Raw genomic sequence first — 22,819 nt, 5'->3', positions numbered from 1 at the left:
ACGCGACGTGGGACGGTACGTCACTCAACCTGTTCAAACAGGTCCGACATGCGCGACTTGGCTTTGCCCTTCTGCTTTACGGCCGCCGCTTCATCCAGATTGGCAGCCTCACCCACCTGAATCAGAGCAACCATGCCCATGGCGTAGTGCGGTGTGCATTTGATGCCGTAGACACCTTCCTTTTCGACAGTCAGATCAAATTCCTTGTTGAACTTGGTCTTGAAGGATTCGACCCCCTCGGGAAGCATCCCATCAATGCTCTCGACGTTGTGCCCCTTGTCTGTGGGGAGGAACCGGATCACATCGCCGGGCTGCGCTTTTACAAATGCTGGTTCGAATACCATTACACCCGCATCTCCGCGGTTCTTCATATGAACCTCATAAGTCTCGGCATTCGCAGTCACTGCGATCAGAGCGAGGGCGGCGGTCATCATCATTGTCTTGAGCATTGGAGCATCCTTTCTTAGTGATCCAACTGTTTCGTCTGACGCTGATATGAGGTATGCCCCGCCTCGAAACATTGCTCTGAAACAAACTTCCGAGATATTCGTGCCCAAGCTAGACGAAAGCCTTCTGACCGGCCTGCCCCCCTTCAGCCTGCTGGAGCGGACGCAGATTCGCGAAATCCTCGGTCTGGCAACGCCGCGTCGGTTCGACGAAGGGACTGCCATTTTCAGTGAGGGCTTTGCAGCCGATCACTTTTTCCTGCTGCTGGACGGCTACCTTCGCGTGGTGCGCACGACACCGGGCGGCGATCAGATCATCGTGCTGCATATCTCTCCGGGGCAGTTGTTCGGTATTGCACCCGCGCTACAGCGTGACACCTATCCCGCCACCGCCATCGCTGCGGCAGAATCGATCGCCCTGTCTTGGCCCGCTCGCTTGTGGCCAGAGTTCACCGCAAAGTATCAAGGCTTTGCGAGCGAAAGCTTCAAGACTGTCGGCCAGCGTCTTGGCCAAATTCAGGACACCCTGACCGAGATGGCGACGCAGGCCGTCGAAAAACGGGTTGCCGCCGCAGTCCTAAGGATGGTGAACCAAAGCGGACGAAAGACGGATCAGGGGATCGAGATCGCCTTTCCGATTACCCGGCAAAACATTTCAGACATGACCGGAACAACGCTGCACACGGTCAGTCGTCTGCTGTCTGCGTGGGAAAAGGACGGGATCGTGCGGTCAACGCGCAAGCACATCGTCGTCACCGACCCGCACAGGCTTGTCCTGATCAGCGACGCGCAAGGCTAGGACGCTTTCGCGGCGCTTATCGCGGCTCTCAGTTCTTCGCGAAACTCATCCTCGTCCAGATCATATTCCACACAGGCATCCGTAATCGCGTGAAACGGCGCAATCGGGCAGCCCGGACACAGCATCCGGCGTTCCAGAAATGGGGCGATTGCCTCTGGCCATTCTGCGAACAGCACTGACAGCGGCAAATCCGGATCGTCGAAATCGGGACGTCGCATGATGATCTCCTTGCACAGAGCCATCTTGCTGCGATGTTTCTGCGGCTTCTTTGCGCTTGCGCAACATTCTCTGGTGAGGCGACCGATAGGCAGTGTGCATCCGCAACAATTTGTCGGGACCGCGACATGTCAGAATTACTTACCAAATCGCGGGCCAGGAACGTGTTCTACGGAGGATCCATCTTCTTCGTCGTCGTGTTCATCGCCCTAACGATTCAGAGCCACCACTATATCGTCAACACATCCACAGCCGGTATGCCCCTGACCGAAGAGGTCATACTCGGCAAACACGTATGGGAACGGCATTCGTGCATCAACTGCCACACCTTGCACGGTGAAGGGGCCTATTTCGCCCCCGAAGTCGGCAATGTCATGACCCGCTGGGGGGTTCTGGATGATCCGGAGGGCGCTTTCGAGATGCTCGACGGATGGATGCAGGCACAGCCTTCGGGCATTGAAGGCAGACGCCAGATGCCATTTTTCGAGATCACCGAAGAAGAGATGAAGGCGCTGGCCGAATTCCTTCGCTGGGCTGATCAGACCGACACCCAGAACTGGCCGCCCAACGACGCGGGCTGAGGGAGAACAATCAGATGAAATATCAATCACAGAAAGTGGCCTACGCCTATTTTCTCGTCGCCATGGGGCTCTTTGCCATTCAGGTTCTCGGCGGGCTGCTGGCCGGGTGGATCTATGTATCGCCCAACACATTGTCAGAGCTGTTGCCGTTTAACGTCGTGCGCATGATCCACACCAATGCGCTGATCGTCTGGCTGTTGCTGGGCTTCTTTGGTGCTGCCTATTATCTGGTACCAGAGGAGTCCGAACGCGAGATTTTCTCGGTCAAGCTGGCCTATCTCCAGCTGATCATCCTCGTGGTCGGCACGCTCGGCGCCGTCGGCTCTTACCTTGTGGGTATCCACGGAGGGCGCGAATTCCTCGAACAGCCACTTTGGGTCAAGTTCGGCATTCTCGTCGCCGCCGTGATCTTTCTCGTCAACGTCTCGCTGACCTTTCTGGCCGGGCGCAAGACAGCAATCACCAACATCCTGCTAATGGGGCTATGGCTGCTTTGCCTGCTCTGGGTCTTTGCCTTCATCAACCCCGACAACCTGAGCCTTGATAAAATGTACTGGTGGTTCGTCGTTCACCTCTGGGTCGAAGCGACGTGGGAACTGGTGATGGCCGCGATCCTTGGCTTCCTCATGCTCAAGCTTACAGGTGTTGACCGCGAAGTGATCGAGAAATGGCTCTATGTCATCGTTGCCACGGCGCTCTTTTCCGGCATTCTCGGAACCGGGCACCATTTTTACTGGATCGGCTTGCCGGGGTACTGGCAGTGGCTCGGCTCTATCTTCTCAGCGTTCGAAGTGGTGCCATTCTTTGCGATGATGTCCTTTTCCTTCATCATGGTGTGGAAAGGCCGCAAGAACCACCCGAACAAGGCCGCGTTGCTCTGGTCACTGGGCGCGTCCACCGTCGCCTTCTTCGGCGCGGGCGTCTGGGGCTTCCTGCACACGTTCCACGGGGTAAACTACTATACCCACGGCACGCAAATCACCGCCGCCCACGGGCACCTGTCGTTCTATGGCGCCTATGTGGCACTTAACTTGGCGATGTTCACCTACGCGATGCCGATCCTGCGCGGACGTGATCCCTATAATCAGGTGCTGAATATGGTGTCCTTCTGGCTGATGACAGGCGGCATGGCCTTCATGACCTTTACGCTGACCTTTGCCGGGACGATCCAGACACACATGCAGCGGATCGTAGGCGACTACTACATGGACGTGCAGGACCAGCTTGGCCTCTTCTACATGATGCGCTTCGGCTCAGGTATCGCCGTGGTGCTCGGGGCACTCCTGTTCATCTACTCCATGCTGGTGGTGCGCCGCGAGGTGATCAAGCCCGGCTCCGCAACCGTACCCGGAGAGTAAGCCATGAACATCGCGTCGAAACCCGAACTGCCGTTCTACGCCCCTGTCGCAGATGAATGCGATGTATTCGAGACGGCCCATGCCAACGGTTTGCCCCTTCTTCTGAAGGGGCCGACCGGCTGCGGTAAAACCCGCTTTGTCGAACATATGGCCGCCCGCACCGGCCTGCCCCTGCACACGGTCGCCTGCCACGACGATCTGTCTGCGGCCGACCTGATCGGGCGCTACCTGCTCAAAGGTGGTGAAACTGTGTGGGTTGACGGTCCTCTGACACGGGCCGTGCGCACCGGTGGCATTTGCTACCTCGACGAGGTGGTCGAGGCCCGAAAGGATGTGACCGTCGTACTGCACCCGCTGACCGACGATCGTCGCAGGCTGGTCATCGACCGCACCGGCGAGGAACTTGTCGCACCCAATAGCTTCATGCTCGTGGCCAGCTACAACCCCGGCTATCAGAACATCCTGAAGAAGCTGAAGCCATCGACGCGGCAACGCTTTGTCTCGATTGGCTTTGACTTCCCCGATCCACGCGTGGAGATCGCTGTCGTCACCGCCGAAAGCGGGTTGGACGAGGCCCGATCGGCAGCGCTGGTCCGTCTTGCGGGCCATATTCGCAGGCTGTCAGGCATGGATCTGGAAGAAGGCGTCTCGACTCGTCTGTTGATCTATGCCGCCACCATGATCGCGCACGGTATGCATGTGGATCGCGCCATTGAGGCCGCGATCATCGAGCCGTTATCGGATGAGCCCGACGTCCAGCAGGCGCTGCGCGATCTGGCCGCCAGCGTCTACGGGTGAAGCGATGATACACCTGCTCGACCTGATGGAGCCGGAAGAAACCATCGGCAACCTTTGGCATGATATGGCGACCCGTGCGGGACGCGCCGACGGCGCTGCCGAGCGGGCCGCCAGTTTCGCGGCGATGCGGCCCAGTATCGCCACGCTCTATCGCGCGCTCGGCGGCCCGGCGGGGACAGAAATCCTGCCGGCGCCAGCCGCCACATCCGACCATCGCCCCGACCGTCTGCGCCGGATCGGTACGCCGCGCGAGATGCTGCATGTCGCCGATTTTGACGGTGATCGGCTGCGTCTGCCGTCGGTGATTGATGTTTTTGACACCAACGATCTGAACCGCGCGGCCTATCTGTGGTTGGCAGCCCTTGCTGCCAGCGTTGAGCTGCCCTCTCCGCAAACCGACGCGCTCGCTAGGGATCGGGCTGAAATAGCCGCCATCGCCATCGCGTCGGACCGTGCCTACGCCGCCTGCCCCGGCCTGAGAAAGCCATATGCCGCACTGTGCAATCACATCGTCACGACTCGCGCCCGTACAGGCCTGCCGCGCTGCGAGGCCGGTGTCGAGCGGCTGATCCTTGATCAGATCAACGGTAATGTTGCCGATGATGCGTGCCTGAATTGCCCCGCCCCGCGCGGATACCGAACCTATGAACCTGTGCCGATCTGGCTGCGCCTACGTGCCAGCAGCAATGTCGCCGGGGCCGCCCCGGACGACACCGCAGCCCCGCAACCTGCTGTCGGGATCCCCAGCCGCAAGGACGCACGTCGCGAAGACCGCGATCAGGCCAACCGGCGTGACAGTTTCATCATCCACCGGTTCGAAACGATCATGTCATGGGCCGAGAGCCTGAACATTAACCGCATGGTCGACGATGACGATCAGGACAACGCGGCCAAGGCCGCCGAGGATCAGGATCACCTGACCCTGAGTCAGAACATGAAGCGCGCCGCCACCCGGCTGCGCGTTTCGCTGGACCTGTCCCCACAAGATGCGGAACACGAAAGGCTGGCGGGCAAATTCACCTACCCTGAATGGAACCGCCGCAGTGGCGATTACATGCCCGATCATACGAGGGTGTTGGAGATCGACGCTGAACCACTCGCAGCATATGCCCCCGACCCCAGACTGGTGGCACGCGTCAAAAACCAATTTGCCCCGCTGCATCCGCGCCGGGTGGTCTTACCCCGTCAGATCGACGGCGATGATCTGGACCTTGATGCCGTCGTCGCATCCCGTACCGCCATCGCCCTCGGTCACGAGGGCAGCGATCGCGTCTGGCAGGCCAGTCGCCCGATGGCGCGGGACCTGTCAGTCGCGATCCTGATGGATTGCTCGCGTTCGACCGAGGCCGCCCTCGGGGACACTTCCGTGATTGAAACCGCCCGCGAGGCGCTTGCGGCGCTTGCAGGCGGGATCGACACTGCCGGGGACCGGCTGGGCATCTGGGGATTTTCCTCACTGCGTCGCGACCGGGTTTTTCTGCACCGTGCCAAGGCATTCTCCGAGCCAATGTCGCAGCAGATAACCCAGCGGATCGGCGGGCTGAAGCCCGGTCACTACACCCGCCTTGGCGCCGCGATCCGCCATGTCACAGCTCAGCTTGCAGATGAGGGGGCAACACGCCGCCTGCTGCTGGTACTGACGGATGGAAAGCCAAACGATCTGGACCACTATGAAGGTGCCCACGGCATCGAGGACAGCCGCATGGCCGTCCGCGAGGCGCGCGCGCTGGGGCAATCCGTTCATGGCGTGATCATTGATGCCGACGGGCAGGACTGGTTCGCACGCATCTTCGGGCAGGCCGGTCATACCCTGTTGCCCAATCCTGAAAGGTTGCCCCGCGCCCTGCCCGAGATATACCAATCCCTGACGATGGAGTCCTAAGATGAAACACCGCCTTGCAACGATTTTCGCACTGATCCTGCTCGCTCCCACCGCAATCTTTGCGGCGGGTTTTGAACGCCCTGTCCCGAAACCACAGACCGAAACCGCCGAAGTCTGGTTCCTGATCGCCTCGGTCGCCCTGATCGCAGCTCTGGCAGCCGTTCACATGCTCGTCCAACGGCGATGAGACCCTCTGCTAAACTTCTCGCGGCGCTCTACCCGTTCGGGGCCGGAGCGATGGCAGTGAACCTATTTTTCGCCTCTCTCATCGGCTCTTGGCTGGGCTGGCGGGTTCTGACCCCGTGGGAGGCGGCTGCCGGCGGGCTTGTCATCGGGGTACCCGCGACATGGGCCTTCGCCTGCCATATCACGCGCCTCATGGCCAAGGCTGACGGAAAATGACTGGCTGGGGGGAGTACAGCCTCGCGATGGCCCTGTTTATCGGCAGCCATTTCGTACCCCGCATTGGCGGGTTGCGCGACCGGTTGATCACCGCCCTTGGCCAGCGCATCTATTTCAGCGTCTATGGGATGATGTCGCTGGCCCTGTTGGTCTGGGTTGTCATCGCCGCAGGCCGCGCACCCTATATGGAACTGTGGCCACAGATGCCGTGGACCCGTTGCGTGCCGAATATCGTCATGCCCGCGGCGATCATCCTTGCAACATGTGGTGTGGGGATCGCACAACCTTTCACCTTGGGCGGCAGGCGCCGCGTGACCTTCGACGCTGTCGCACCCGGTTTCGCCGCCGTCAGCCGACACCCCCTCTTTCTTGCACTGGCGCTCTGGTCCGGGGCCCACCTGGTCCCGAATGGTGATCTGGCGCACGTTATCCTCTTTGGCAGTTTTGCCGCAATGGCGCTGGCCGCAATCCCTGCCTTTGATGCCAAAGCCCGCCGGGCACTTGGCCCGCAGGCGGCCCATCGCTTCATGCACACTACGGCGATCTTGTCGCTTGCTCCGTTGTTCGATCCGAACTGGCGTCGCCTCAACGGACGATCCATCACGCTTCGGGCGATTGCCGGGCTGGTCCTTTGGCTCGCCCTGCTGCACCTGCATGAATATGTGATCGGCGTGTCCCCCTTCCCTGTTTGAAATTTGATCCTGCGCAAAGTCGCGCAGGCAAAAAGCCGACATATCCGGCGTATGAAACATATCGACCGCCTCAAATCCCTCGGTCTCTTTGACCTTCGGGTGCCCCGCTATACCTCTTATCCGACCGCGCCGGTCTTTACGCCCGGTGTCGGGGCTGTCCAGCAGGCGCAGGCGCTTGCCGCACTGGATCCGTCCGAACCAGTCTCGGTCTACCTGCATATTCCATTCTGCGAACGACTCTGCTGGTTCTGCGCCTGCCACACGCAAGGCACCAAGACCCTCTCGCCGGTCGAAAGCTACATCGGCACGCTGGAGCGCGAACTGGCAACGCTGCGCGACGCAATACCAACGGGCCTGCGCATGGGGCGGATGCATTGGGGCGGTGGCACGCCCACAATCCTGCCACCCGAACTGATCCACCGGCTGGCACAAGCCGTCAAAGCAGTGATCCCACCGACGGACGATTGCGAATTCTCGGTAGAGATCGACCCGACAATGGTCGACCGCGGCAAAATCACCGCACTGGCCGAAGAAGGCATGAACCGCGCCAGCATCGGCATTCAGGATTTTGATCCGTTGGTCCAAGCCGCCATCGGGCGCATTCAGCCATTCGACATAACCCGCGCCTGCGTCGATGATTTGCGGGCGGCGGGCGTTCGGTCACTCAATGCCGATCTGGTTTATGGACTGCCACATCAGACTGCCGCCCGGCTGGACGATACAGTTTCACAGGTTCTGGATCTGGCACCTGACCGGATCGCGCTGTTTGGGTACGCACATGTGCCGTGGGTATCAAAGCGACAGAAGCTGATCGACGAGAGCGCGCTACCGCGCGAGATGGACCGTTACACGCTGGCAGAGCTGGCCGCGCAGCGGTTCCAGGATGTGGGCTTTGACGCCATCGGCATCGATCATTTCGCCCGCCCTGATGACGGGCTGGCCCGCGCGGCTACCTCGGGGAAATTACGTCGTAATTTTCAGGGGTATACCGATGATACCTGCGGCACGCTGATCGGGCTGGGCGCATCATCAATCTCGCGGTTGCCCGGCGGGTACATCCAGAACGCTGCCGCCACCCCTGCCTATGTACAGCGTGTGGAGGCCGGACAACTGGCCGGAGCGCGCGGGCACATGATGACCGCCGAGGATAGGCTGCGGGCCCGCGCAATCGAAATGCTGATGTGCGATTTCACCATTGATCGAGTCGCGTTGCAGGATCGTTTCGGCCCCCTCGCCGGCAGTCTTGACCCGTGCATCACGCGCTTGTCAGAGCAGTTCGGGGATCTGGTCACCGTGTCGGATACGTCGCTGTCTATTCGCCCAGCAGGTCGCGCCCTGACCCGTATTATCGCCGCGCGGTTCGACGCTCATTCAGCGGATGGTGTCCGCTACAGTCAGGCATCTTAGCCGGCTCTATGGATGATTGCCCCTTCGAAACAGCGGGCAATCATCCATCACGCACCAAGCGGAACCCCAGATGGTCCGGCGGCAACCCGACCGCGCAGCCACCCACGCTGGCATCGCGGATAAAATCGATGACCGCCGCCCGGTGAACACCTCCGGCCACGCGCACGCCACAGTAGCTTTCGCGCTCGGCAACGCTTCCGTCGGCGCGGATGGTTCCGTTCTCGACACAGCCATCCGTCCATTCCCAGACATTGCCCGAAATATCAGCCACACCATAGGAGTTTTCGCCAAACCCACCCGGGGGGCGCAGCGTCGGACTGGAGGTTCCCCGCAACAACAATCCTTGCGCATACTGCGCCAGCATCCGCTCGCCCGGATCCAGTGCTTCTGGTCCCGCAGTGGCATCTCCGTAGCGTTCTGCGGCGGCGTGCTGCCACTCCGCCTCTGTTGGCAGGCGCCACGTCTGCCGGGTCTGCTTTGATAGCCATTGCGCATAGGCCGTGGCATCAATCCAGTTCACTTGGGTCTGCGGAAACTGCCCGCCAACTGCCGGAACCGGCGCGCAAGCCTGATCGGCGACACAGGCGGCATACTGATCACGCGAAACCTGATATTTCATGATTTCGAACGCATCGACGGCAATCGGGACAGCCGTCGGTGTGCGAACCTTGCCATCCTGCGCAAACGTGCCCAACGGACGGAATGAAACCTCGCCTGCGGGGATCATCACGGTGTCCGGCCCGACCATCGCAGGCCGCACATCGCGAAACGTAGCATATCCAGCGGCGCATATCGCTGCGGATGCAGCCACCGCCATCAGGATGTACCGAGGGGATATCGAACGCTTCGTCATGGCATTTCCCTTCTGATCAAAAAAGGCGACCGGTGATCCGGTCGCCTTGTGCTGCATTTGCCGGATCGTCTGCTTATGGCAGCGCGGTTTTGCCTTCGTAGGCGGCGTTGTATTCGGTTGGCGCCTGAACCTGTTCCATCAGGTCATTGTTCCAATCACCCTGCACGACAACGTGTGCCGTCGCACCAAGGTTCACCGCCTCGATCAGATTGTGGTTCACGTAGGCATATACGCCCGGTTGCAGGAACTCATAGAGCGCCGCCCCGGCAGAGCCTCCAGCGATGAACCAAGTTTCCAGATCGCGCTCGGGCGGGTTGTTGAACTTGCCCCGCTCCCAGACCAGATCACCGTGACCGCCGATCAGGTGCGGACGGGTATCGCGGTTGGCCTGACTGTGGACAAACAAAACCTTTTCACCTTGATACGCGGTCAGGGCATTATCACCGGTCAATGCGCCGACCTTGCCGTTGAACACCACATGGCTGGGGATCAGCCCGTTCATTACCTCCAACGTGTCGGGATAGCTTTCCGCGACGTCCTCGAACCGCATGTAATCGCCGTCTTCCGTCTTCGGAATATAGAAATCATTCTCGCCGATATAATAAACGCGATCATAGCGGACCGGTTTACCTTCATGGTCATGCAATCCATCACGGGGCAGAACCATGATCGCCCCGGCCATGCCGCTGACGACGTGCCACGGGATCATCGGACCACCCGGCGCACAGTGATAGACAAAGGTGCCGGGCCGCGTTGCCTTGAACCGCAAAGTGGTCTTTTCGCCGGGATTGACCAAGGTCAGTGAACCACCGCCCAACGCCCCGGTTGCGGCGTGGAAGTCAATGTTGTGCTGCATCAGGTTGTCGGGAGAGTTGAACAGCGTCAACTCTACATAATCGCCCTCATGTACCACCATCAGCGGTCCGGGAACCGACCCGTTAAACGTCATCGCCTGAAGGTAAGCACCGTTGTCGACCTCCATCTCTTTTTCTACGATCTGCATCTCGAATTCGACCACCCGCGGCTCGGCCGGGGCCACTTGCTCGTGCTCGTGTACCATCGGCGGGCGGACCAGTTTGCGCTTGATCCGCTTCAGGCTGGACAGGTCGACGGGGGCTGCCATGGACGTATCCATGATCTCCTCGGCGTTTGTGGCTTTCGCCAGAATGGGTAGCGCGGCAATGCCCGCGGCCCCCATCAGTGCGGCTCTTCTCGTCAGCATTTTCCATCTCCTTTATCGGTATGATTGCCGGTTGAGATGAATCTATTGCGATTGCTGATTGCGAACGTTGCGGCACCGCAACCTTCTGACAAGACTTTCGCTTCTAGGCGCGAAAAATCACGCCAAAAACGAATTTACCGGTCCGCCGATGCTCAGGTTTTCGCCTCGGGCACCTTAGCGGCATTTGGAGGCGCCACCGGAAAGCGCGACTGCGACAGAACGGCCCCATCGAGGTTCACGACAAGCCGCAACGCGCGCCCGTCACGAAAGAATGTCAGCCGCGATGTTCCTGCATCAGCGTCGACACCGATCTCGCATCGGCTGGTGATGTTACCGTCGCGCATTTCGGTCGGAATGGTTTCCGGCGGCACGCTGAACGCAGCCCCGAGCAACTCAGCATCGACGACGAAGCCATCAGCAGTCACGGAAACTTTGCTCATTTCGCCCTCTCGGCCAGTTCCAGAAATTGAATAGGTATTTACAATACTCATTATGAGTTTTAGCCTCTCGATACAATACACATTATGATGAGGGGCCGGGCGACCTTCATATCCATTTCAGCCACTACCCGTCGATCCTCGGCCTGCTCCGGCCCTGCTTGGACAGATCCAAAATGAATACGACACCCGACATCACTATTGCCCGAGTCTACGACGACCCGGCTTCCGACGATCGCACGCGGATTCTGGTGGATCGCGTATGGCCTCGCGGCATAGCAAAAGAAGACCTGGACCATGATGATTGGAACAAGGAGGTCGCCCCCAGCGATGATCTCAGAAAATGGTTTGGACATGACCCCGACAGATGGGCAGAGTTCCGTAATCGGTACATGCATGAACTGGCGGGAAATGCAGATGCCGTAGAACGCTGCCTGAAATGTTGCCGCAAGGGTCCGGTGACGCTGCTCTATGCTGCTAAGGACCGCGAGCACAATCAAGCGGTCGTACTGAGAGATTACCTGTCCCAACGCATGAAAAGCACGACAACATGACAGCACACCCTGATCTCTTACGCACCCCCCTATGCGATCTGCTGGGCTGCGATGTGCCAGTCATCCTTGCCGGAATGGGCGGCGTCGCACGGTCAGAACTGGCTGCGGCGGTTGCTTTGGCTGGTGGCTATCCGACGCTCGGCATGGTCCGCGAGGACCCTGCCCTGATAGCGTCTGAGGTTGCCGCGCTCCGTCGCGCAACGGACAAGCCCTTTGCAGTTAATCTGATCCCTGCGGCGACAGAACCCGGACTGCTGGATGCCCAGATCGGCACCTGTCTTGATCTGGGCGTCACGACATTTTCGTTCTTCTGGGACGTGGTGCCGGACGCCGTGGAGCGGGTGAAGAAGGCCGGTTGCAAAGTGTTGCACCAGATCGGCAATATCGAAGCCGCAAGGCGGGCCGAAGCGGTCGGTGCGGATGTGCTGATCGCGCAGGGTTGCGAGGCAGGCGGCCATGTACACGGGCGCACCGGTGCCTTTGCATTGGCTGATTCCGTGCTGACAGCAGCCAGTGTTCCGGTCGTTATCTCCGGCGGCATCACGACCGGGCGCGGGCTTGCCGCCGCTCTTGGAATGGGGGCTGTGGGCGTTCAATGTGGGACGGCCTTCCTTGCTACAACCGAGGCATTTGCCCACGATTATCATAAACGTCGCATTATCGACGCCACGTCAGAGGATACCGTCCTGACCGATGGGTTTGTCCTGAACTGGCCCGCCGGATCAGCCGTGCGGGTGTTGAAAAACAGTGTGACCGCAGGATTCGGGGACCGCCTTCTGGGGCATGACCCCGCGCAGATCCCGTCAGAGGTCATTGCCTATGACGGCGACACGCCCCGCTTTCGTCAAAGCACTGATTCCCCGATGCGCACCACCACCGGAGAGCTTGAGGCGATGTCTCTCTATGCCGGTCAGGGCGTCGACGCGGTCACGTCCGTTGTCAGCGCAGGAGATCGCCTGCGATACATGGCAGACGACGCCCGACGCTGCCTGAGTGAATTGCAGCATGGGTAGCGTGCGGAATCGCGCACTATGATCTGCCCAGCACGGACCTGATCATAGCAGCGAGCGTACTCAGAATGCCGTCACGTCCCTCTGGGCGCGAAACATCGGGTTGGCGCGTGTTTCCTTCGCGCTCCTTCGGCACAACCTGTGTCGGAATACGGGCCTTTACAGTTGCCTCGCGGTCGTCCGACACGTCGTCTGATGCCTGCTCTGGCGGCGAAGAAAACCCGCTACGGCATCGAAAACTGTCAAAATCGTCGCTCAACTGCGCGCCTCCGGCTATAATGGCCAACCAGCGTCTTGGATGCGGGCAAATTCCCACACACCAAGAATGGTGACCGTGTCCGAGCTTCTCATCGTGGCCTACGCTTGCTAATCGGTTCTGTAAATATCAATTCAGGGATAAACACGTTGCGATTGACCTCCTTCACCGACTACGGGCTGCGGATGCTGATGCGGATGGGAGGGACCCCCGACAGGATATTCTCTACCGCTGAGCTTGCCAAAGAATTTGGCCTGTCCCGGCATCATCTGACGAAGATCATGCAAAAGCTGGCAAAGGTCGGCATCGTCGAGACACGCCGCGGTGGCGGTGGTGGTGCCAAACTGGCACGCCAGCCAAAAGACATCAGTCTGGGCGAAGTCGTACGCGTCCTCGAAGAGGGACAGGCATTGGTGGAGTGTTTTCAGGCCGATGGTGGAAATTGCACCATAAGTGGACATTGCCGCCTAGAGAGTCGACTGCGCATTGCCGAAGCGGCATTTCTCGCCAATCTTGACCGTTCGACCCTCGCGGATATCGCCTTAAACGAACCGATCACAGCCTGATCTAGCGTCGTTCGTCTGTCACTTGCCCGGTAGATCGCTCACGCCCGCCCTATCCCCTTAGCGCAAGATAGCGACGCTTGGCTTCCTCCATCCGCCCCATCTCGCGCACGGAATTCTCGATTGCCACCTCGTCGGATTTGTCAGCATAGCGGAATTCGCTGTCGGCGTACCGGTTGATCTCCTGAATCACCATCTCGACCGTGATCGGCTGACGCAGCTCCTCGATCATACCCTTCTTGGTCTCGTAGTCCTTGAACAAGAACAGATCAGGTTCCTCCATCCACTCATCGGGCAGCTCAAAATCCATCGCGCGCACTTTCACTGCGTCGGTGATGTTTTTGATTGCGCGCCCGGTAAATCGGTCATCGACCTCCTGAATGCCCTTCAGATATGTTCCAAGCTTGGCAATCGTGTCCAGCGCGCCGATCTTGGCATCCACCGCCTCATAGACCCGCAACAAACCTTCCTCATGCGGTTTGGAATGCGAGGCAAAGCTGGCGGCCACGGCCTTCTTGATTTCCTGCGCGGCAAACGCCTCGTGATCACCCAGCGGGATATCGTGGTTCCGGCCCAACAGCAGATTCAGGATATCGATGTAATCCTCGCGGCTGATCGGGCCATCCACCAAAAAGCGCGCGCCCGCGCGCTGTCGCAGGGCATCATCCACATTCTCAGGGTAGTTCGAAAACATGCCAAACGTACAATTGCCACGTACGACGGTGTTCGCCCCGGCAAAACTCTCCATCAACACGGCAGTAATTTCCAATTGCCCGGACGACGATTGCCGGTCCCCGCGCCTGCCCGCTAACTGGTCAATATCATCAATCGTGCCAAAACCGATCACGCCGGGGTCGATGATGGAATTGATGAACGCCTTGGCGTTTTGCGCCGATTTGCCCTGATAGCTGTCAATGCTGTCGGTGCTCAGGTTTTGATAACGAAACGGATAGCCCGCCGTCTGGCAATAGCCGTGAACCAGTCCCGCCATCATCTGGATCAGCGTCGTTTTGCCGGTGCCCGGTTTCCCGTCCCCCATAAAGGTAAAGATGAACCCGCCCAATTCTGCGAACGGGTTCAGCCGCCGGTCAAAATCGTAAGCCATCAACATCTTGGCCAGCTTGAGCGCCTGATATTTGGCGATATGGTTGCCCACCACTTCGTTTGGCTTCTTGAATGTCATGGTCAGCGTTGTGGATTTCGCCTTGGACGACGGGGTAAACCCGCGAATCGTGAAATCATCCGCCTCCACGCGCCAACTGGCACTGGCAAAGGCCTCCAGCCGCCCGGCATTCTGCGCGCGCAGCGCGACCTTCTCCATCAGCGCCTCGGCATATCCCGTCACGCTGGCCACCAGCCGTGCATCATCCCCGGCATGGGTTGCAATGGTTTGATCCAGCTCCCAAAGAGCACCGTGCAGCGCCAGTTGTGGGTTGTCCGTCAGCACTTCCTCGGCTTCGCCGGCCTCCACCGACACCTCGCTGCCATGCGGCCCCAGCAGGAACGCGGCAGCATTTGCAAAGACATAAGCGACTGCCAGCGCCTCGGCGCTCAGCAACTCGCTGAACTCGGTCTTGCGATCACCGGGCAACGACCCGGCGAGGTTGGCGCGGCGCAGGTCGGCCAGACCTGTGGCATCGGCATAGGCTTCGCCCACGGCCAGCGCGATGGCCAGAGAGCGGCGCAAGGCGTGCATCACCGTGGCCTGCAACGGCGACACCAGCGGGTCATCGCCATCCGCAGCCTCAATCCGCGCGATGAGATGTACGCCCTGGGGGCGCGCGGCGCTGCGCGTGACCAATCCCGGTGTGGTGGTGCGGAACCGCCGCCGCGTCGCAATGCCGGAAGACCGCTCTTCGCTCGGGGTATCGACCGGCTTGCCGATCCGGGGCGTATGATCGAACCCCTCCAGCATACGCGTCGCCGCGTCGTAATGCTTGGTCACGTCCGCTTCGCGCAGTTCCATCATATCGGCTGTCAGGCTCATGTTTTTCTCCACCTGCCGGGCTGAAGCCCGGCCTACCAATTCTTGCAGGCCGGGCTTCAGCCCGGCAACGGTTCAATATCGCAAGACCCGCCCCCCGGCGCTGACGACGTATTTCGTCACGCTGGCAAAGCCCGGCGGGTTCTTTTCGGCCAGTACCTGATAGGGCCGCTCTGGCAATACAATGCTGCGGGTCTGGCGGGTTGCGCCGGTTTCCGCCCCGCGTCCCGAAAACGGATCGAGCGCGAAAATCTCGCGCTCGACCGAGCCAAACCAACCATCACGCTCGGTCTCGGTGCGCTCACTTTCCAGCACTTCGTCTGTCCATGCGAGCGCCCAGTCCTGCCCCTCGGGCGCGCCCGCATCGCGCAACACGTCGTGCAGAGGGCCAGTCTGTTGTGTGTAGCGGTGCGAATACATCGGCCCCACATGCAGACGACGCAGCCGCTTGGGATGCAACTCGGGAAACGCCTCGTCAAAGCCGCGCGCGATGGTCAACAATTTCAGCCCACCCAGCGCCTGCCCCATCAGATGCGCCTGCACTTCCGGCCAGCGTCCTTCATCCTTGGGCAACGCGCGCCGCCCGCTATCCTCGACCTCCATCAAATAGATCGTTGGCAGGTTAATCTGGCTGTCATAAACAGCCCAATGCAATAAATAGCGCCGTCTGTCGCCCAGCCCGCTCTGCCAGATCATTTGTGGATCGTTCTGCGCCCAGAACAGATGCCCGCGTTGCAACTCTTCGTAATATAGCCGCTGCGACAGCGCGAATTGCAAGCGTGTTGGAATCTGCTGTGCGCCAATAATCTGTTCGACCATCTGCGCCTTGAGGTGTTCCACATTCGGAAGGCTATCCAGATGCCGCCCGGCTTGTTGCGCGTCATTGGCCATGACCAGTAACTCATTGAACACGGGAAATCCGCTCTCGCGGTTATCCATCTGCAAAGAGCCAAAGAACTGCCCCGTGTCGCGCCCCACCAGCAGGTATTTCATGCCAAGCGCGCGAAACGTGTAGGCGATGCCTTGGACATAGGCCACCAGCACCTCGACCTCATCCTTGGTCAGGTTGCCCTCTGCCTGCATGACTGCCGCCACCCGTCCCAAATGGCTGGTGATTTGCTCGAATTTGGCAAAGTAGCGGCGGCTGGCCATCAGATCGGTCAGCCCGACATGATCGGTTTTGGGTGCGCGGTCACTCATGGCGCAGATCCGCGCCGCCTGTCACCGAATTACGGTTACGCACGGTTCAGGCTCCATACAGGTTCTTGTCGTGCTTTTCGATAATCGCCTGAAAACGCCGGGCAAAACGCTCGTCCGCCTTCGCCTTGGCCTCCAGCACGTCCCGCGCAAAAACCATATGCTCTTCGTGGCTTTCCATCATCTCGGCCATTTTCTTGTTGGTGGCCGCGCCGATGCCCGCCATCGCCTGTTGCGCCTCTTTGTCTGTTTCGACGCCAATCTCATTGATGCGGTGCGCCACATCCTGTTGCTGTGCGGTTTTCAGAGATTTGGTCAACGCATCATACAACACCACACGCTGCTTGGTATCTGTCTGCAACTTGTTGATCAGTACCATCTGCGTCGCAGCCTGATTTTGCAGGCTGTCCACCCAAGTCTTGCCCTTCTCGATATACCGCTCCAACGTCTGCGATTTGCTCAGCTTGACCTGCTCGGACTGCACCAGTTCGTTGTATTTCGAGTTGAGATCAGCCAGTTGCGTCTCCAGCTTGGTGCGTGCAGCAGCGTCCGTTTCGTTGGCGATCTTGTTCTCCAGCGCGATGATTTCTGGGTCCATCGCGGTAATCTGGCTGCGGATATCCTCCAACTCGCCCACAGTCATCTCGCGCTCGTCCAGCGTGTCGGTCAGGTTCTCCCCGACCTTGGCTTTGTGCGTCTCCAGCGTGGCCAGTTGACTCTCCAACAGCCGCACGATCACGTCTGACTTGGAAATGAGATCCTGCAATTTATCGTCGATCGAGGCGGTGCGTACCCGGTCCTGCCGCATCGCGTCAGAGCGCGTTTTGCTAAAGAAACCGACGAAGCTTTCCCAGCCGGTCTTGTTGCGCATTTCGTCGAAGTCGCGGGAAAAGGCGGCGGTGATGTCGTCCAGTCCCATGATCAGTTCGGCAATATTGGCGTTCATCACCTCGGTATGGGCATGTACATCCTCCAGCGAGGCGTTCTCGATATCCAGAACCGCGTCCTCACCACCCCTGATCTTGGCGCGCGCCGCTTCGATCTGGCTGGTCACCTCGGCGATCTTGGCCTGTGCCGCGCTCACCTCTGCCTGCGATTCCCGTACCTGCGCATCCAAATTTGCCATTTCAGCCTGATCCCCGTTTTCATTCCGTTGCCCTCAATATACGGGGCCGCTACCCCATTTGAAATATCACGCGGGGCTGAGTCCATGAAAATCGCGGCATCAGGTGACGATCAGCCGCCTTTTGGCGTCCATCTGGGCGGCCCGGACGCGCCGCTATCGCGGGTCAGGTTAACACTGTATTCGTAACGGTCAGGGCGATAGTAGGTTTCAAGATACTCGAACGCCGCATCATCCGCATCGCGCATTATGCGGCGCATCAAGGTCAGTGGCCCACCCACGGCAACATCCAGATGCGGTGCAATCTCGGGCGGGGCCGCCACAGCCGTCAGACGCTGTTCGATCTGCGCCGCCCGCAGCCCAGCGGCCTCTAGCACGCCGATAACGGTCCGGTTGCCTAACTCGTCCGTATCAATATGAGCCGCAGCCGCTGCGGTAAGATAACACGCAGAGTAGGAGATCGGCCCGATCGCATCGCGGCGCACGCGGGTGATGCGCATAGCACCAGCCTCGCCTGCCTCGGCACCGGCCCAACGTGGCAGAACATCGTTCCCCGTCTCAATCAGCGAAACGCTCGTGTCTGCCTCGAACTCGGCAATATTCTGGTTCAGCCCGTCAAAGCTGCCCGGATCAGCCCGCGCACTGACCGGAGGCGTCGCAAATGTCCCCCGCCCGCGCTGGCGGGCAACCAGATTACGCTCTGCCAGCAGGGACATCGCATGCCGGACCGTAACACGCGAAACGTCAAAACGTCCTGCCAGCGTATCCTCGCTGGGCATCGGCGCATCACCCGGATAGTGCCCGGTTCTGATTTCGCGTTCCAGCACCATGAATATCTTGAAATAGAGTGGCATGACCTGCATGGCGTCATGCCCCGTACCGCTGTCGATCCGGCTCATGGTGCGCCTCCCTCATCCGCCATCGCCTTAAAGGCAGCATCATAGGCGGTGATGGTCTCGGCAATGTCACCCGCATCATGCGCGGCAGTCGTATAGGTCAGCCCGCGCCCAATAATCTGAACACCTTCCCGCAGCAGATGCCCGGCAAAGCGCGCCGTCGCAGGGAAATCGGCCCGCGCCGTATCTGCCAGCCCGCGCATTTCTGCCACGCCCAGTGCCAACTGCACCGCTGATCCGGTCCGGTTGACCGTACAAACCGTACCATTTCGAGCAGCCGCGTCCCGCAATCCCGTTTCAAGCTGTGCCGCCAACCCGTCGATGTAAGGGTAAAGCGTCGGGGCATGCTCCATCAGATGCGAGATGCAGGCGATTGCCGCCGCGATCGAGACCGGGTTACCGTTGAACGTGCCGCGATGTAGCAACCTTCCGCTGCTGACGGGCTCCATCACCGCGTCCGATCCGACGACTGCGCCGATAGGCAGGCCCCCACCCATCGCCTTGCCGATTACCGCCATATCCGGAGTCACACCATGCACGGCCTGCGCGCCCCCAAGCGCCAACCGGTAGCCTGTTATGACCTCGTCAAAGATCAGCACCGCTCCGTGTTGCTTAGTCAATCTACGCGCTTCGGCCAAAAATCCGTTTGGCGGCGCAAAGCAGCCACCATTCACGGCAACCGGTTCCAGAATCACGGCGGCATAATCAGAATTCAGCGTCTCAGCCAATGCATTGGTGTCGCCCCAATCCAATATCGTCAGAGATGCGGCCGCCCCCGGATCCTGTCCAATCGTTCCGGGTCCATCATTTCCGGGTGCACCTGCAACATGCACGCCGTCCATCCAGCCATGATAATTTCCACGAAATTTGACCACCTTGGTCCGGCCTGTTGCGGCACGGGCGATGCGCAACGCCAGTTGTATCGCTTCTGAACCAGAGCTGACAAACGCACATTTCTGAGCGGCAGGCAATGTCTCGCACACCAGCTCTGCCAGCGTCGCCTCGCCCTCATGCACACTGGCAGTGCGTAACCCGCGATCCAGTTCTGCCTTTACGGCATCAATCACGCAACTGGGGGAATGACCAAGGATCAACGGCCCATATCCTGCCGCATAATCTATGAAACGGCTCCCGGTACGATCCCAGATATGCGCACCCGCTGCCCGGTCGGCCACGATGGGCGCGGGTTGCTGTCGCCCTCGGGGGGTCGAGGACACACCGTAGCTGAGCGTTTTCAGTGCGCGTTCGCGATAGGATTTTGCCGCATCGAAGCTCGCAGGATCAGGCGTCATGGTGGGCTTCACCTTCTTGGTTATTATAATGTACTATCTTTAATATGTTTAAGGTAAAAACACACGACTTCCCAGCGATTTAATACCGCAAGGGTCTAGGAATTCTCGGTGCGCGGAAATTGGAGTACTGAGTCAGCCTGTGTGCTGAACATCCTCGTGCGCCTGCCCCATATGTTCGCGTTGCAGGAACATCAAACCGATGAATTCCAACCCTGAAATCATCGAATCCATCAACAACTCGACCAGTTTCGGGGTCGGCATACGACCTTCGACCAAGTGGAATTCTTCGGGCACCTCGACGACGCCTAGCGTGGTGTAGGATTTGAAATTGTTCTGGAGGTGGTTACAGGTCCAGTCCATGTTCATCCGCAGTGGCATTTTCAGGAAATTGTTGGGCGACGTGTGCCAGATTGAGATGCCCTCTTCGTCGACCAGCTTGAATTCGAAACTCACGCCGGAATTTGGGTGGAACTCGCTCTCCATGATAGCGCGCGCGATACCCTGGCAACACTCGAACACATCGCGAAATTCTGACGATGCAAACCGTTCAGTCACAGTCTTCTCGGTGTCACGCCCACGGTAGGTGATGCGCACACTGCCCGATCCGTTCTGCGCCTCGGTTACATCTACCGATTTCACATCGATTTCGTAGGTTTGGGTTTCAAGCATGGAATGGCTCCTGTCGCGAAAAGAAGGTCGCGGCCTGCCACCGTTTCCGGCGTTCGAGGTGGGCCGTCTTGGTTACAGCATAGACATAGGGCGCGCAGGCATCCATGAAATAGTGGAGATGGAAATTAACTCTCTGCCCAGCACGTCGCCCGGTCAGATACCACACAGGAGAATCCAGATGAAAACCGCCCATGTCCCGGAAAAGTTTCGCCATTACTATGACAACTACCACTTTTCCGCAGCCGTCGACGCGGGCCCGATAGTCTATCTGTCGGGATGTACGGCATCGCATCCAGACAAGGACATGCCAGACGATCCCGAAGCGCAGTTTCACGACGCCTTCGCCAAGCTGGGCGCCTATTTGGCCGAGGCCGGTCTGGGATTCGATGACGTAGTGGAAATCACTACCTACCATGTTGATCTACGCAAACACGCCGAGGTCTTTGCCAGGGTAAAGGATCAGTATATGGGGGAACCTTACCCCGCGTGGACCGCAATCGGCGTGACCGATTTCATGCACCCAAGAGCACTGGTCGAGATACGCGCGGTGGCGTGGCGCGGTTAGCTCTCCGACAGAACCAGCACGTTGATGCGCGCGGTGGTCCCAGCGTCCCAAGAGATCACCGCGCCATGTTGTCAGCGCCGGATAAAGGGGTTCGGTATTTCCACCCCTGTCGAGATCCACACGCTTTTCAGCTCCAGATATTCCATCATACCAGCGATTCCGCCCTCACGCCCTGTGCCGCTCATCTTGAACCCGCCAAAAGGCGATGTGGTACTCGTCGAACGATAGTTGTTCACCCAGATCGTTCCAGCGCGCACGCGCTCAGTCATGCGAATGCCGCGTGCCAGATTCTGCGTCCAGACACCGGCTGCCAGTCCAAAATCCACGTCATTGGCGATGCGCACCGCATCGTCTTCGTCCTCGAACGGGATGACAGACAGCACGGGCCCGAACACTTCCTCCTGCGCGATGCGCATGTCGTTAGTGACGTCAGCGAAAATCGTCGGCTCGTAAAATAGGCCGTTAGGGTATCCAGCAACCCGAGCACGCTTGCCGCCACGCACCAGACGCGCGCCTTCGCCCAGCGCGATCTGAACATATTCTTCGATCTTGGCCATTTGTGGGGCCGTCGAAATAGGGGCGATCTGGGTCGCCGGATCGCTGGGATGGCCGAATTTTATATCCTTCAGGAAATCATCCAGCCGCGCCAGAAAATCGTCATGGATGGAACGCTGCAACAGCAGGCGTGATCCGGCAACGCAGGTCTGACCAGAGGCGGCGAATATCCCGGCGACGGCACCCTTGACCGCCTGTTCCAGATCCGCATCCTCAAAGATGATGTTGGGCGATTTGCCGCCCAATTCCATCGTCACCCGCTTCATCGACCGTGCCGCCTGTTCATTGATGATCCGCCCGGCCTGCGGTCCGCCGGTAAAGGCGATCCGCTCGACCAGCGGATGCGATACCAGCGCCTCTCCCATCTCGTTGCCGAACCCGGTGACGACGTTGACGACACCCTTGGGAAAACCGGCCAGTTCCACCAGCTTCACGAATTCCAGCAGCGAGGCGGAGGTAAACTCCGATGGCTTCAGCACCACGGTGTTGCCAGCGGCCAGTGCCGGCGCCAGCTTGAGCGACGTCAGCGGCAGCGGCGAATTCCACGGCATGATGCAGGCCACAACACCCAGTGGTTCGTAACGGGTAAAGTTGAAAACTCCGGGTTTGTCCGAGGGGATGGTGTCGCCCTGAATCTTGTCCGCGAGGCCACCGTAGTAATAGTAGTAGTTCGCCATATATCGCATCTGCATTTGCAGTTCCGAAATCAGCTTGCCGTTGTCTTTCATCTCGACCGCGGCCAGCCAATCGGCATTCTCGGCGATCAGATCACCGAGACGGCGCATCATGTGCCCGCGCGCCGACGCCGATATGCCGCGCCATGCGGGGTTCTCGAACGCGTCAGCGGCGGCGCGACAGGCCGCGTCCACGTCGCTTGCAGTGCCGCGTGCTACCTCTGCCCAGACCTCGCCCGAGACCGGATCGGAGGTATCAAAATAGACGCCGGAGGACGGCACCGTGAACGCGCCGTTGATGTAATGGTCATAGCGCGGACGATCATGTGCGCCGATGCGCGTCGGCTGAATCTGTGGCGTGACCGGTTGGGGAAAGAGCGACGTCATT

The 22,819-nt window shown here is 59.5% G+C and carries 26 protein-coding genes; 13 read left to right on the top strand and 13 right to left on the bottom strand.

Going from position 1 to position 22,819, the window contains the following annotated elements:
- Positions 1 to 20: 20 nt before the first annotated feature.
- Positions 21 to 449, bottom strand: a complete 429-nt coding sequence (locus N7U68_RS18855) for a pseudoazurin (protein WP_263047815.1) — start codon at positions 447 to 449, stop codon at positions 21 to 23.
- A gap of 100 nt (positions 450 to 549) precedes the next feature.
- Here N7U68_RS18855 and N7U68_RS18850 point away from each other — a divergent pair, with 100 nt between their 5' ends.
- Positions 550 to 1,245: a Crp/Fnr family transcriptional regulator gene (locus N7U68_RS18850; protein WP_165192988.1), complete on the top strand. Its 696-nt coding sequence runs from the start codon at positions 550 to 552 to the stop codon at positions 1,243 to 1,245.
- Here N7U68_RS18850 and N7U68_RS18845 read toward each other — a convergent pair.
- Positions 1,242 to 1,463 (bottom strand): DUF1858 domain-containing protein, encoded by a 222-nt coding sequence (locus N7U68_RS18845; RefSeq protein WP_165192990.1) that lies wholly within the window; start codon positions 1,461 to 1,463, stop codon positions 1,242 to 1,244. The genes N7U68_RS18850 and N7U68_RS18845 overlap by 4 nt on opposite strands.
- 126 nt (positions 1,464 to 1,589) lie before the next feature.
- On the opposite strand from N7U68_RS18845, the gene N7U68_RS18840 reads away from it, so the two are divergent.
- Genes N7U68_RS18840 through hemN form a run of 8 tightly spaced genes read left to right on the top strand, consistent with a single transcriptional unit; the run spans position 1,590 to position 8,581 of the window.
- On the top strand, positions 1,590 to 2,042 hold the full coding sequence (locus N7U68_RS18840; RefSeq protein ID WP_165192992.1) for a c-type cytochrome: 453 nt from the start codon (positions 1,590 to 1,592) through the stop codon (positions 2,040 to 2,042).
- 14 nt (positions 2,043 to 2,056) lie between these two features.
- Positions 2,057 to 3,400, top strand: coding sequence for a cbb3-type cytochrome c oxidase subunit I (locus tag N7U68_RS18835; RefSeq protein WP_165192994.1), 1,344 nt, complete (start codon positions 2,057 to 2,059; stop codon positions 3,398 to 3,400).
- Positions 3,401 to 3,403: 3 nt separating this feature from the next.
- Positions 3,404 to 4,198: a CbbQ/NirQ/NorQ/GpvN family protein gene (locus N7U68_RS18830; protein ID WP_263047814.1), complete on the top strand. Its 795-nt coding sequence runs from the start codon at positions 3,404 to 3,406 to the stop codon at positions 4,196 to 4,198.
- 4 nt (positions 4,199 to 4,202) lie between these two features.
- Entirely contained in the window at positions 4,203 to 6,080 is a 1,878-nt protein-coding gene (locus tag N7U68_RS18825) for a nitric oxide reductase activation protein NorD (protein WP_263047813.1), read from the top strand.
- 1 nt (position 6,081) lies between these two features.
- Positions 6,082 to 6,267 (top strand): hypothetical protein, encoded by a 186-nt coding sequence (locus N7U68_RS18820; RefSeq protein WP_165193000.1) that lies wholly within the window; start codon positions 6,082 to 6,084, stop codon positions 6,265 to 6,267.
- Entirely contained in the window at positions 6,264 to 6,482 is a 219-nt protein-coding gene (locus N7U68_RS18815; protein WP_165193002.1) for an NnrT protein, read from the top strand. Before N7U68_RS18820 ends, N7U68_RS18815 begins: the two co-directional genes overlap by 4 nt.
- Positions 6,479 to 7,174, top strand: a complete 696-nt coding sequence (locus N7U68_RS18810) for an NnrU family protein (RefSeq protein WP_263047812.1) — start codon at positions 6,479 to 6,481, stop codon at positions 7,172 to 7,174. The genes N7U68_RS18815 and N7U68_RS18810 overlap by 4 nt, the downstream gene beginning before the upstream one ends.
- Before the next feature lie 51 nt (positions 7,175 to 7,225).
- Positions 7,226 to 8,581, top strand: a complete 1,356-nt coding sequence (hemN, locus tag N7U68_RS18805) for an oxygen-independent coproporphyrinogen III oxidase (RefSeq protein WP_263047811.1) — start codon at positions 7,226 to 7,228, stop codon at positions 8,579 to 8,581.
- Positions 8,582 to 8,621: 40 nt separating this feature from the next.
- On the opposite strand, the gene N7U68_RS18800 is transcribed toward hemN, so the two are convergent.
- The 3 genes from N7U68_RS18800 to N7U68_RS18790 form a co-directional block, all read right to left on the bottom strand.
- Positions 8,622 to 9,434 (bottom strand): formylglycine-generating enzyme family protein, encoded by an 813-nt coding sequence (locus tag N7U68_RS18800; RefSeq protein WP_263047810.1) that lies wholly within the window; start codon positions 9,432 to 9,434, stop codon positions 8,622 to 8,624.
- Positions 9,435 to 9,507: 73 nt separating this feature from the next.
- A complete protein-coding gene (nirK, locus tag N7U68_RS18795; RefSeq protein ID WP_263047809.1) occupies positions 9,508 to 10,656 on the bottom strand; it encodes a copper-containing nitrite reductase in 1,149 nt (382 codons plus the stop codon).
- A 152-nt stretch (positions 10,657 to 10,808) separates the two neighbouring features.
- Positions 10,809 to 11,096 (bottom strand): DUF6522 family protein, encoded by a 288-nt coding sequence (locus N7U68_RS18790; protein ID WP_263047808.1) that lies wholly within the window; start codon positions 11,094 to 11,096, stop codon positions 10,809 to 10,811.
- Positions 11,097 to 11,269: 173 nt separating this feature from the next.
- On the opposite strand from N7U68_RS18790, the gene N7U68_RS18785 reads away from it, so the two are divergent.
- Entirely contained in the window at positions 11,270 to 11,647 is a 378-nt protein-coding gene (locus N7U68_RS18785) for a DUF488 domain-containing protein (protein WP_263047807.1), read from the top strand.
- A complete protein-coding gene (locus N7U68_RS18780) occupies positions 11,644 to 12,660 on the top strand; it encodes an NAD(P)H-dependent flavin oxidoreductase (RefSeq protein WP_263047806.1) in 1,017 nt (338 codons plus the stop codon). The genes N7U68_RS18785 and N7U68_RS18780 overlap by 4 nt, the downstream gene beginning before the upstream one ends.
- A 16-nt stretch (positions 12,661 to 12,676) precedes the next feature.
- On the opposite strand, the gene N7U68_RS18775 is transcribed toward N7U68_RS18780, so the two are convergent.
- The gene (locus N7U68_RS18775) at positions 12,677 to 12,916 is read right to left on the bottom strand and encodes a hypothetical protein (protein WP_263047805.1); all 240 of its coding nucleotides are present in this window, start codon (positions 12,914 to 12,916) and stop codon (positions 12,677 to 12,679) included.
- A gap of 146 nt (positions 12,917 to 13,062) precedes the next feature.
- On the opposite strand from N7U68_RS18775, the gene N7U68_RS18770 reads away from it, so the two are divergent.
- On the top strand, positions 13,063 to 13,479 hold the full coding sequence (locus N7U68_RS18770; RefSeq protein WP_263047804.1) for an RrF2 family transcriptional regulator: 417 nt from the start codon (positions 13,063 to 13,065) through the stop codon (positions 13,477 to 13,479).
- Between the two features lie 49 nt (positions 13,480 to 13,528).
- Here the strand turns inward: N7U68_RS18770 and N7U68_RS18765 are convergent, their stop codons facing one another.
- The 6 genes from N7U68_RS18765 to N7U68_RS18740 all read right to left on the bottom strand — a co-directional run bounded on the left by N7U68_RS18765 (position 13,529) and on the right by N7U68_RS18740 (position 20,637).
- Positions 13,529 to 15,463: an AAA family ATPase gene (locus tag N7U68_RS18765; protein ID WP_263047803.1), complete on the bottom strand. Its 1,935-nt coding sequence runs from the start codon at positions 15,461 to 15,463 to the stop codon at positions 13,529 to 13,531.
- 72 nt (positions 15,464 to 15,535) lie between these two features.
- A complete protein-coding gene (locus N7U68_RS18760; protein ID WP_263047802.1) occupies positions 15,536 to 16,660 on the bottom strand; it encodes a hypothetical protein in 1,125 nt (374 codons plus the stop codon).
- Positions 16,661 to 16,706: 46 nt separating this feature from the next.
- Entirely contained in the window at positions 16,707 to 17,783 is a 1,077-nt protein-coding gene (locus N7U68_RS18755; RefSeq protein ID WP_165193023.1) for a coiled-coil domain-containing protein, read from the bottom strand.
- A 110-nt stretch (positions 17,784 to 17,893) separates the two neighbouring features.
- Positions 17,894 to 18,679: a GntR family transcriptional regulator gene (locus tag N7U68_RS18750; RefSeq protein WP_263047801.1), complete on the bottom strand. Its 786-nt coding sequence runs from the start codon at positions 18,677 to 18,679 to the stop codon at positions 17,894 to 17,896.
- On the bottom strand, positions 18,676 to 19,968 hold the full coding sequence (locus N7U68_RS18745; RefSeq protein WP_263047800.1) for an aspartate aminotransferase family protein: 1,293 nt from the start codon (positions 19,966 to 19,968) through the stop codon (positions 18,676 to 18,678). The genes N7U68_RS18750 and N7U68_RS18745 overlap by 4 nt, the downstream gene beginning before the upstream one ends.
- A 132-nt stretch (positions 19,969 to 20,100) precedes the next feature.
- Positions 20,101 to 20,637 (bottom strand): hypothetical protein, encoded by a 537-nt coding sequence (locus tag N7U68_RS18740; protein ID WP_165193029.1) that lies wholly within the window; start codon positions 20,635 to 20,637, stop codon positions 20,101 to 20,103.
- Between the two features lie 178 nt (positions 20,638 to 20,815).
- Here N7U68_RS18740 and N7U68_RS18735 point away from each other — a divergent pair, with 178 nt between their 5' ends.
- Positions 20,816 to 21,202: a RidA family protein gene (locus N7U68_RS18735; protein WP_263047799.1), complete on the top strand. Its 387-nt coding sequence runs from the start codon at positions 20,816 to 20,818 to the stop codon at positions 21,200 to 21,202.
- Between the two features lie 71 nt (positions 21,203 to 21,273).
- Here the strand turns inward: N7U68_RS18735 and N7U68_RS18730 are convergent, their stop codons facing one another.
- A complete protein-coding gene (locus tag N7U68_RS18730; RefSeq protein WP_263047798.1) occupies positions 21,274 to 22,818 on the bottom strand; it encodes an aldehyde dehydrogenase in 1,545 nt (514 codons plus the stop codon).
- Position 22,819: the final 1 nt, after the last annotated feature.

It is taken from the genome of Roseovarius pelagicus (assembly GCF_025639885.1).
Taxonomy (GTDB): domain Bacteria; phylum Pseudomonadota; class Alphaproteobacteria; order Rhodobacterales; family Rhodobacteraceae; genus Roseovarius; species Roseovarius pelagicus.
This window is presented reverse-complemented; position numbering and strand designations above follow the sequence as displayed.

Excerpts from the sequence above, each read along its gene's own strand:
- N7U68_RS18855 (WP_263047815.1), bottom strand. The coding sequence starts at position 449 with ATGCTCAAGACAATGATGATGACCGCCGCCCTCGCTCTGATCGCAGTG.
- N7U68_RS18845 (WP_165192990.1), bottom strand. The coding sequence starts at position 1,463 with ATGCGACGTCCCGATTTCGACGATCCGGATTTGCCGCTGTCAGTGCTG.
- N7U68_RS18840 (WP_165192992.1), top strand. The coding sequence starts at position 1,590 with ATGTCAGAATTACTTACCAAATCGCGGGCCAGGAACGTGTTCTACGGA.
- N7U68_RS18835 (WP_165192994.1), top strand. The coding sequence starts at position 2,057 with ATGAAATATCAATCACAGAAAGTGGCCTACGCCTATTTTCTCGTCGCC.
- N7U68_RS18830 (WP_263047814.1), top strand. The coding sequence starts at position 3,404 with ATGAACATCGCGTCGAAACCCGAACTGCCGTTCTACGCCCCTGTCGCA.
- N7U68_RS18825 (WP_263047813.1), top strand. The coding sequence starts at position 4,203 with ATGATACACCTGCTCGACCTGATGGAGCCGGAAGAAACCATCGGCAAC.
- N7U68_RS18820 (WP_165193000.1), top strand. The coding sequence starts at position 6,082 with ATGAAACACCGCCTTGCAACGATTTTCGCACTGATCCTGCTCGCTCCC.
- N7U68_RS18815 (WP_165193002.1), top strand. The coding sequence starts at position 6,264 with ATGAGACCCTCTGCTAAACTTCTCGCGGCGCTCTACCCGTTCGGGGCC.
- N7U68_RS18810 (WP_263047812.1), top strand. The coding sequence starts at position 6,479 with ATGACTGGCTGGGGGGAGTACAGCCTCGCGATGGCCCTGTTTATCGGC.
- hemN (WP_263047811.1), top strand. The coding sequence starts at position 7,226 with ATGAAACATATCGACCGCCTCAAATCCCTCGGTCTCTTTGACCTTCGG.
- N7U68_RS18800 (WP_263047810.1), bottom strand. The coding sequence starts at position 9,434 with ATGACGAAGCGTTCGATATCCCCTCGGTACATCCTGATGGCGGTGGCT.
- nirK (WP_263047809.1), bottom strand. The coding sequence starts at position 10,656 with ATGCTGACGAGAAGAGCCGCACTGATGGGGGCCGCGGGCATTGCCGCG.
- N7U68_RS18790 (WP_263047808.1), bottom strand. The coding sequence starts at position 11,096 with ATGAGCAAAGTTTCCGTGACTGCTGATGGCTTCGTCGTCGATGCTGAG.
- N7U68_RS18785 (WP_263047807.1), top strand. The coding sequence starts at position 11,270 with ATGAATACGACACCCGACATCACTATTGCCCGAGTCTACGACGACCCG.
- N7U68_RS18780 (WP_263047806.1), top strand. The coding sequence starts at position 11,644 with ATGACAGCACACCCTGATCTCTTACGCACCCCCCTATGCGATCTGCTG.
- N7U68_RS18765 (WP_263047803.1), bottom strand. The coding sequence starts at position 15,463 with ATGAGCCTGACAGCCGATATGATGGAACTGCGCGAAGCGGACGTGACC.
- N7U68_RS18760 (WP_263047802.1), bottom strand. The coding sequence starts at position 16,660 with ATGAGTGACCGCGCACCCAAAACCGATCATGTCGGGCTGACCGATCTG.
- N7U68_RS18755 (WP_165193023.1), bottom strand. The coding sequence starts at position 17,783 with ATGGCAAATTTGGATGCGCAGGTACGGGAATCGCAGGCAGAGGTGAGC.
- N7U68_RS18750 (WP_263047801.1), bottom strand. The coding sequence starts at position 18,679 with ATGAGCCGGATCGACAGCGGTACGGGGCATGACGCCATGCAGGTCATG.
- N7U68_RS18745 (WP_263047800.1), bottom strand. The coding sequence starts at position 19,968 with ATGACGCCTGATCCTGCGAGCTTCGATGCGGCAAAATCCTATCGCGAA.
- N7U68_RS18740 (WP_165193029.1), bottom strand. The coding sequence starts at position 20,637 with ATGCTTGAAACCCAAACCTACGAAATCGATGTGAAATCGGTAGATGTA.
- N7U68_RS18735 (WP_263047799.1), top strand. The coding sequence starts at position 20,816 with ATGAAAACCGCCCATGTCCCGGAAAAGTTTCGCCATTACTATGACAAC.
- N7U68_RS18730 (WP_263047798.1), bottom strand. The coding sequence starts at position 22,818 with ATGACGTCGCTCTTTCCCCAACCGGTCACGCCACAGATTCAGCCGACG.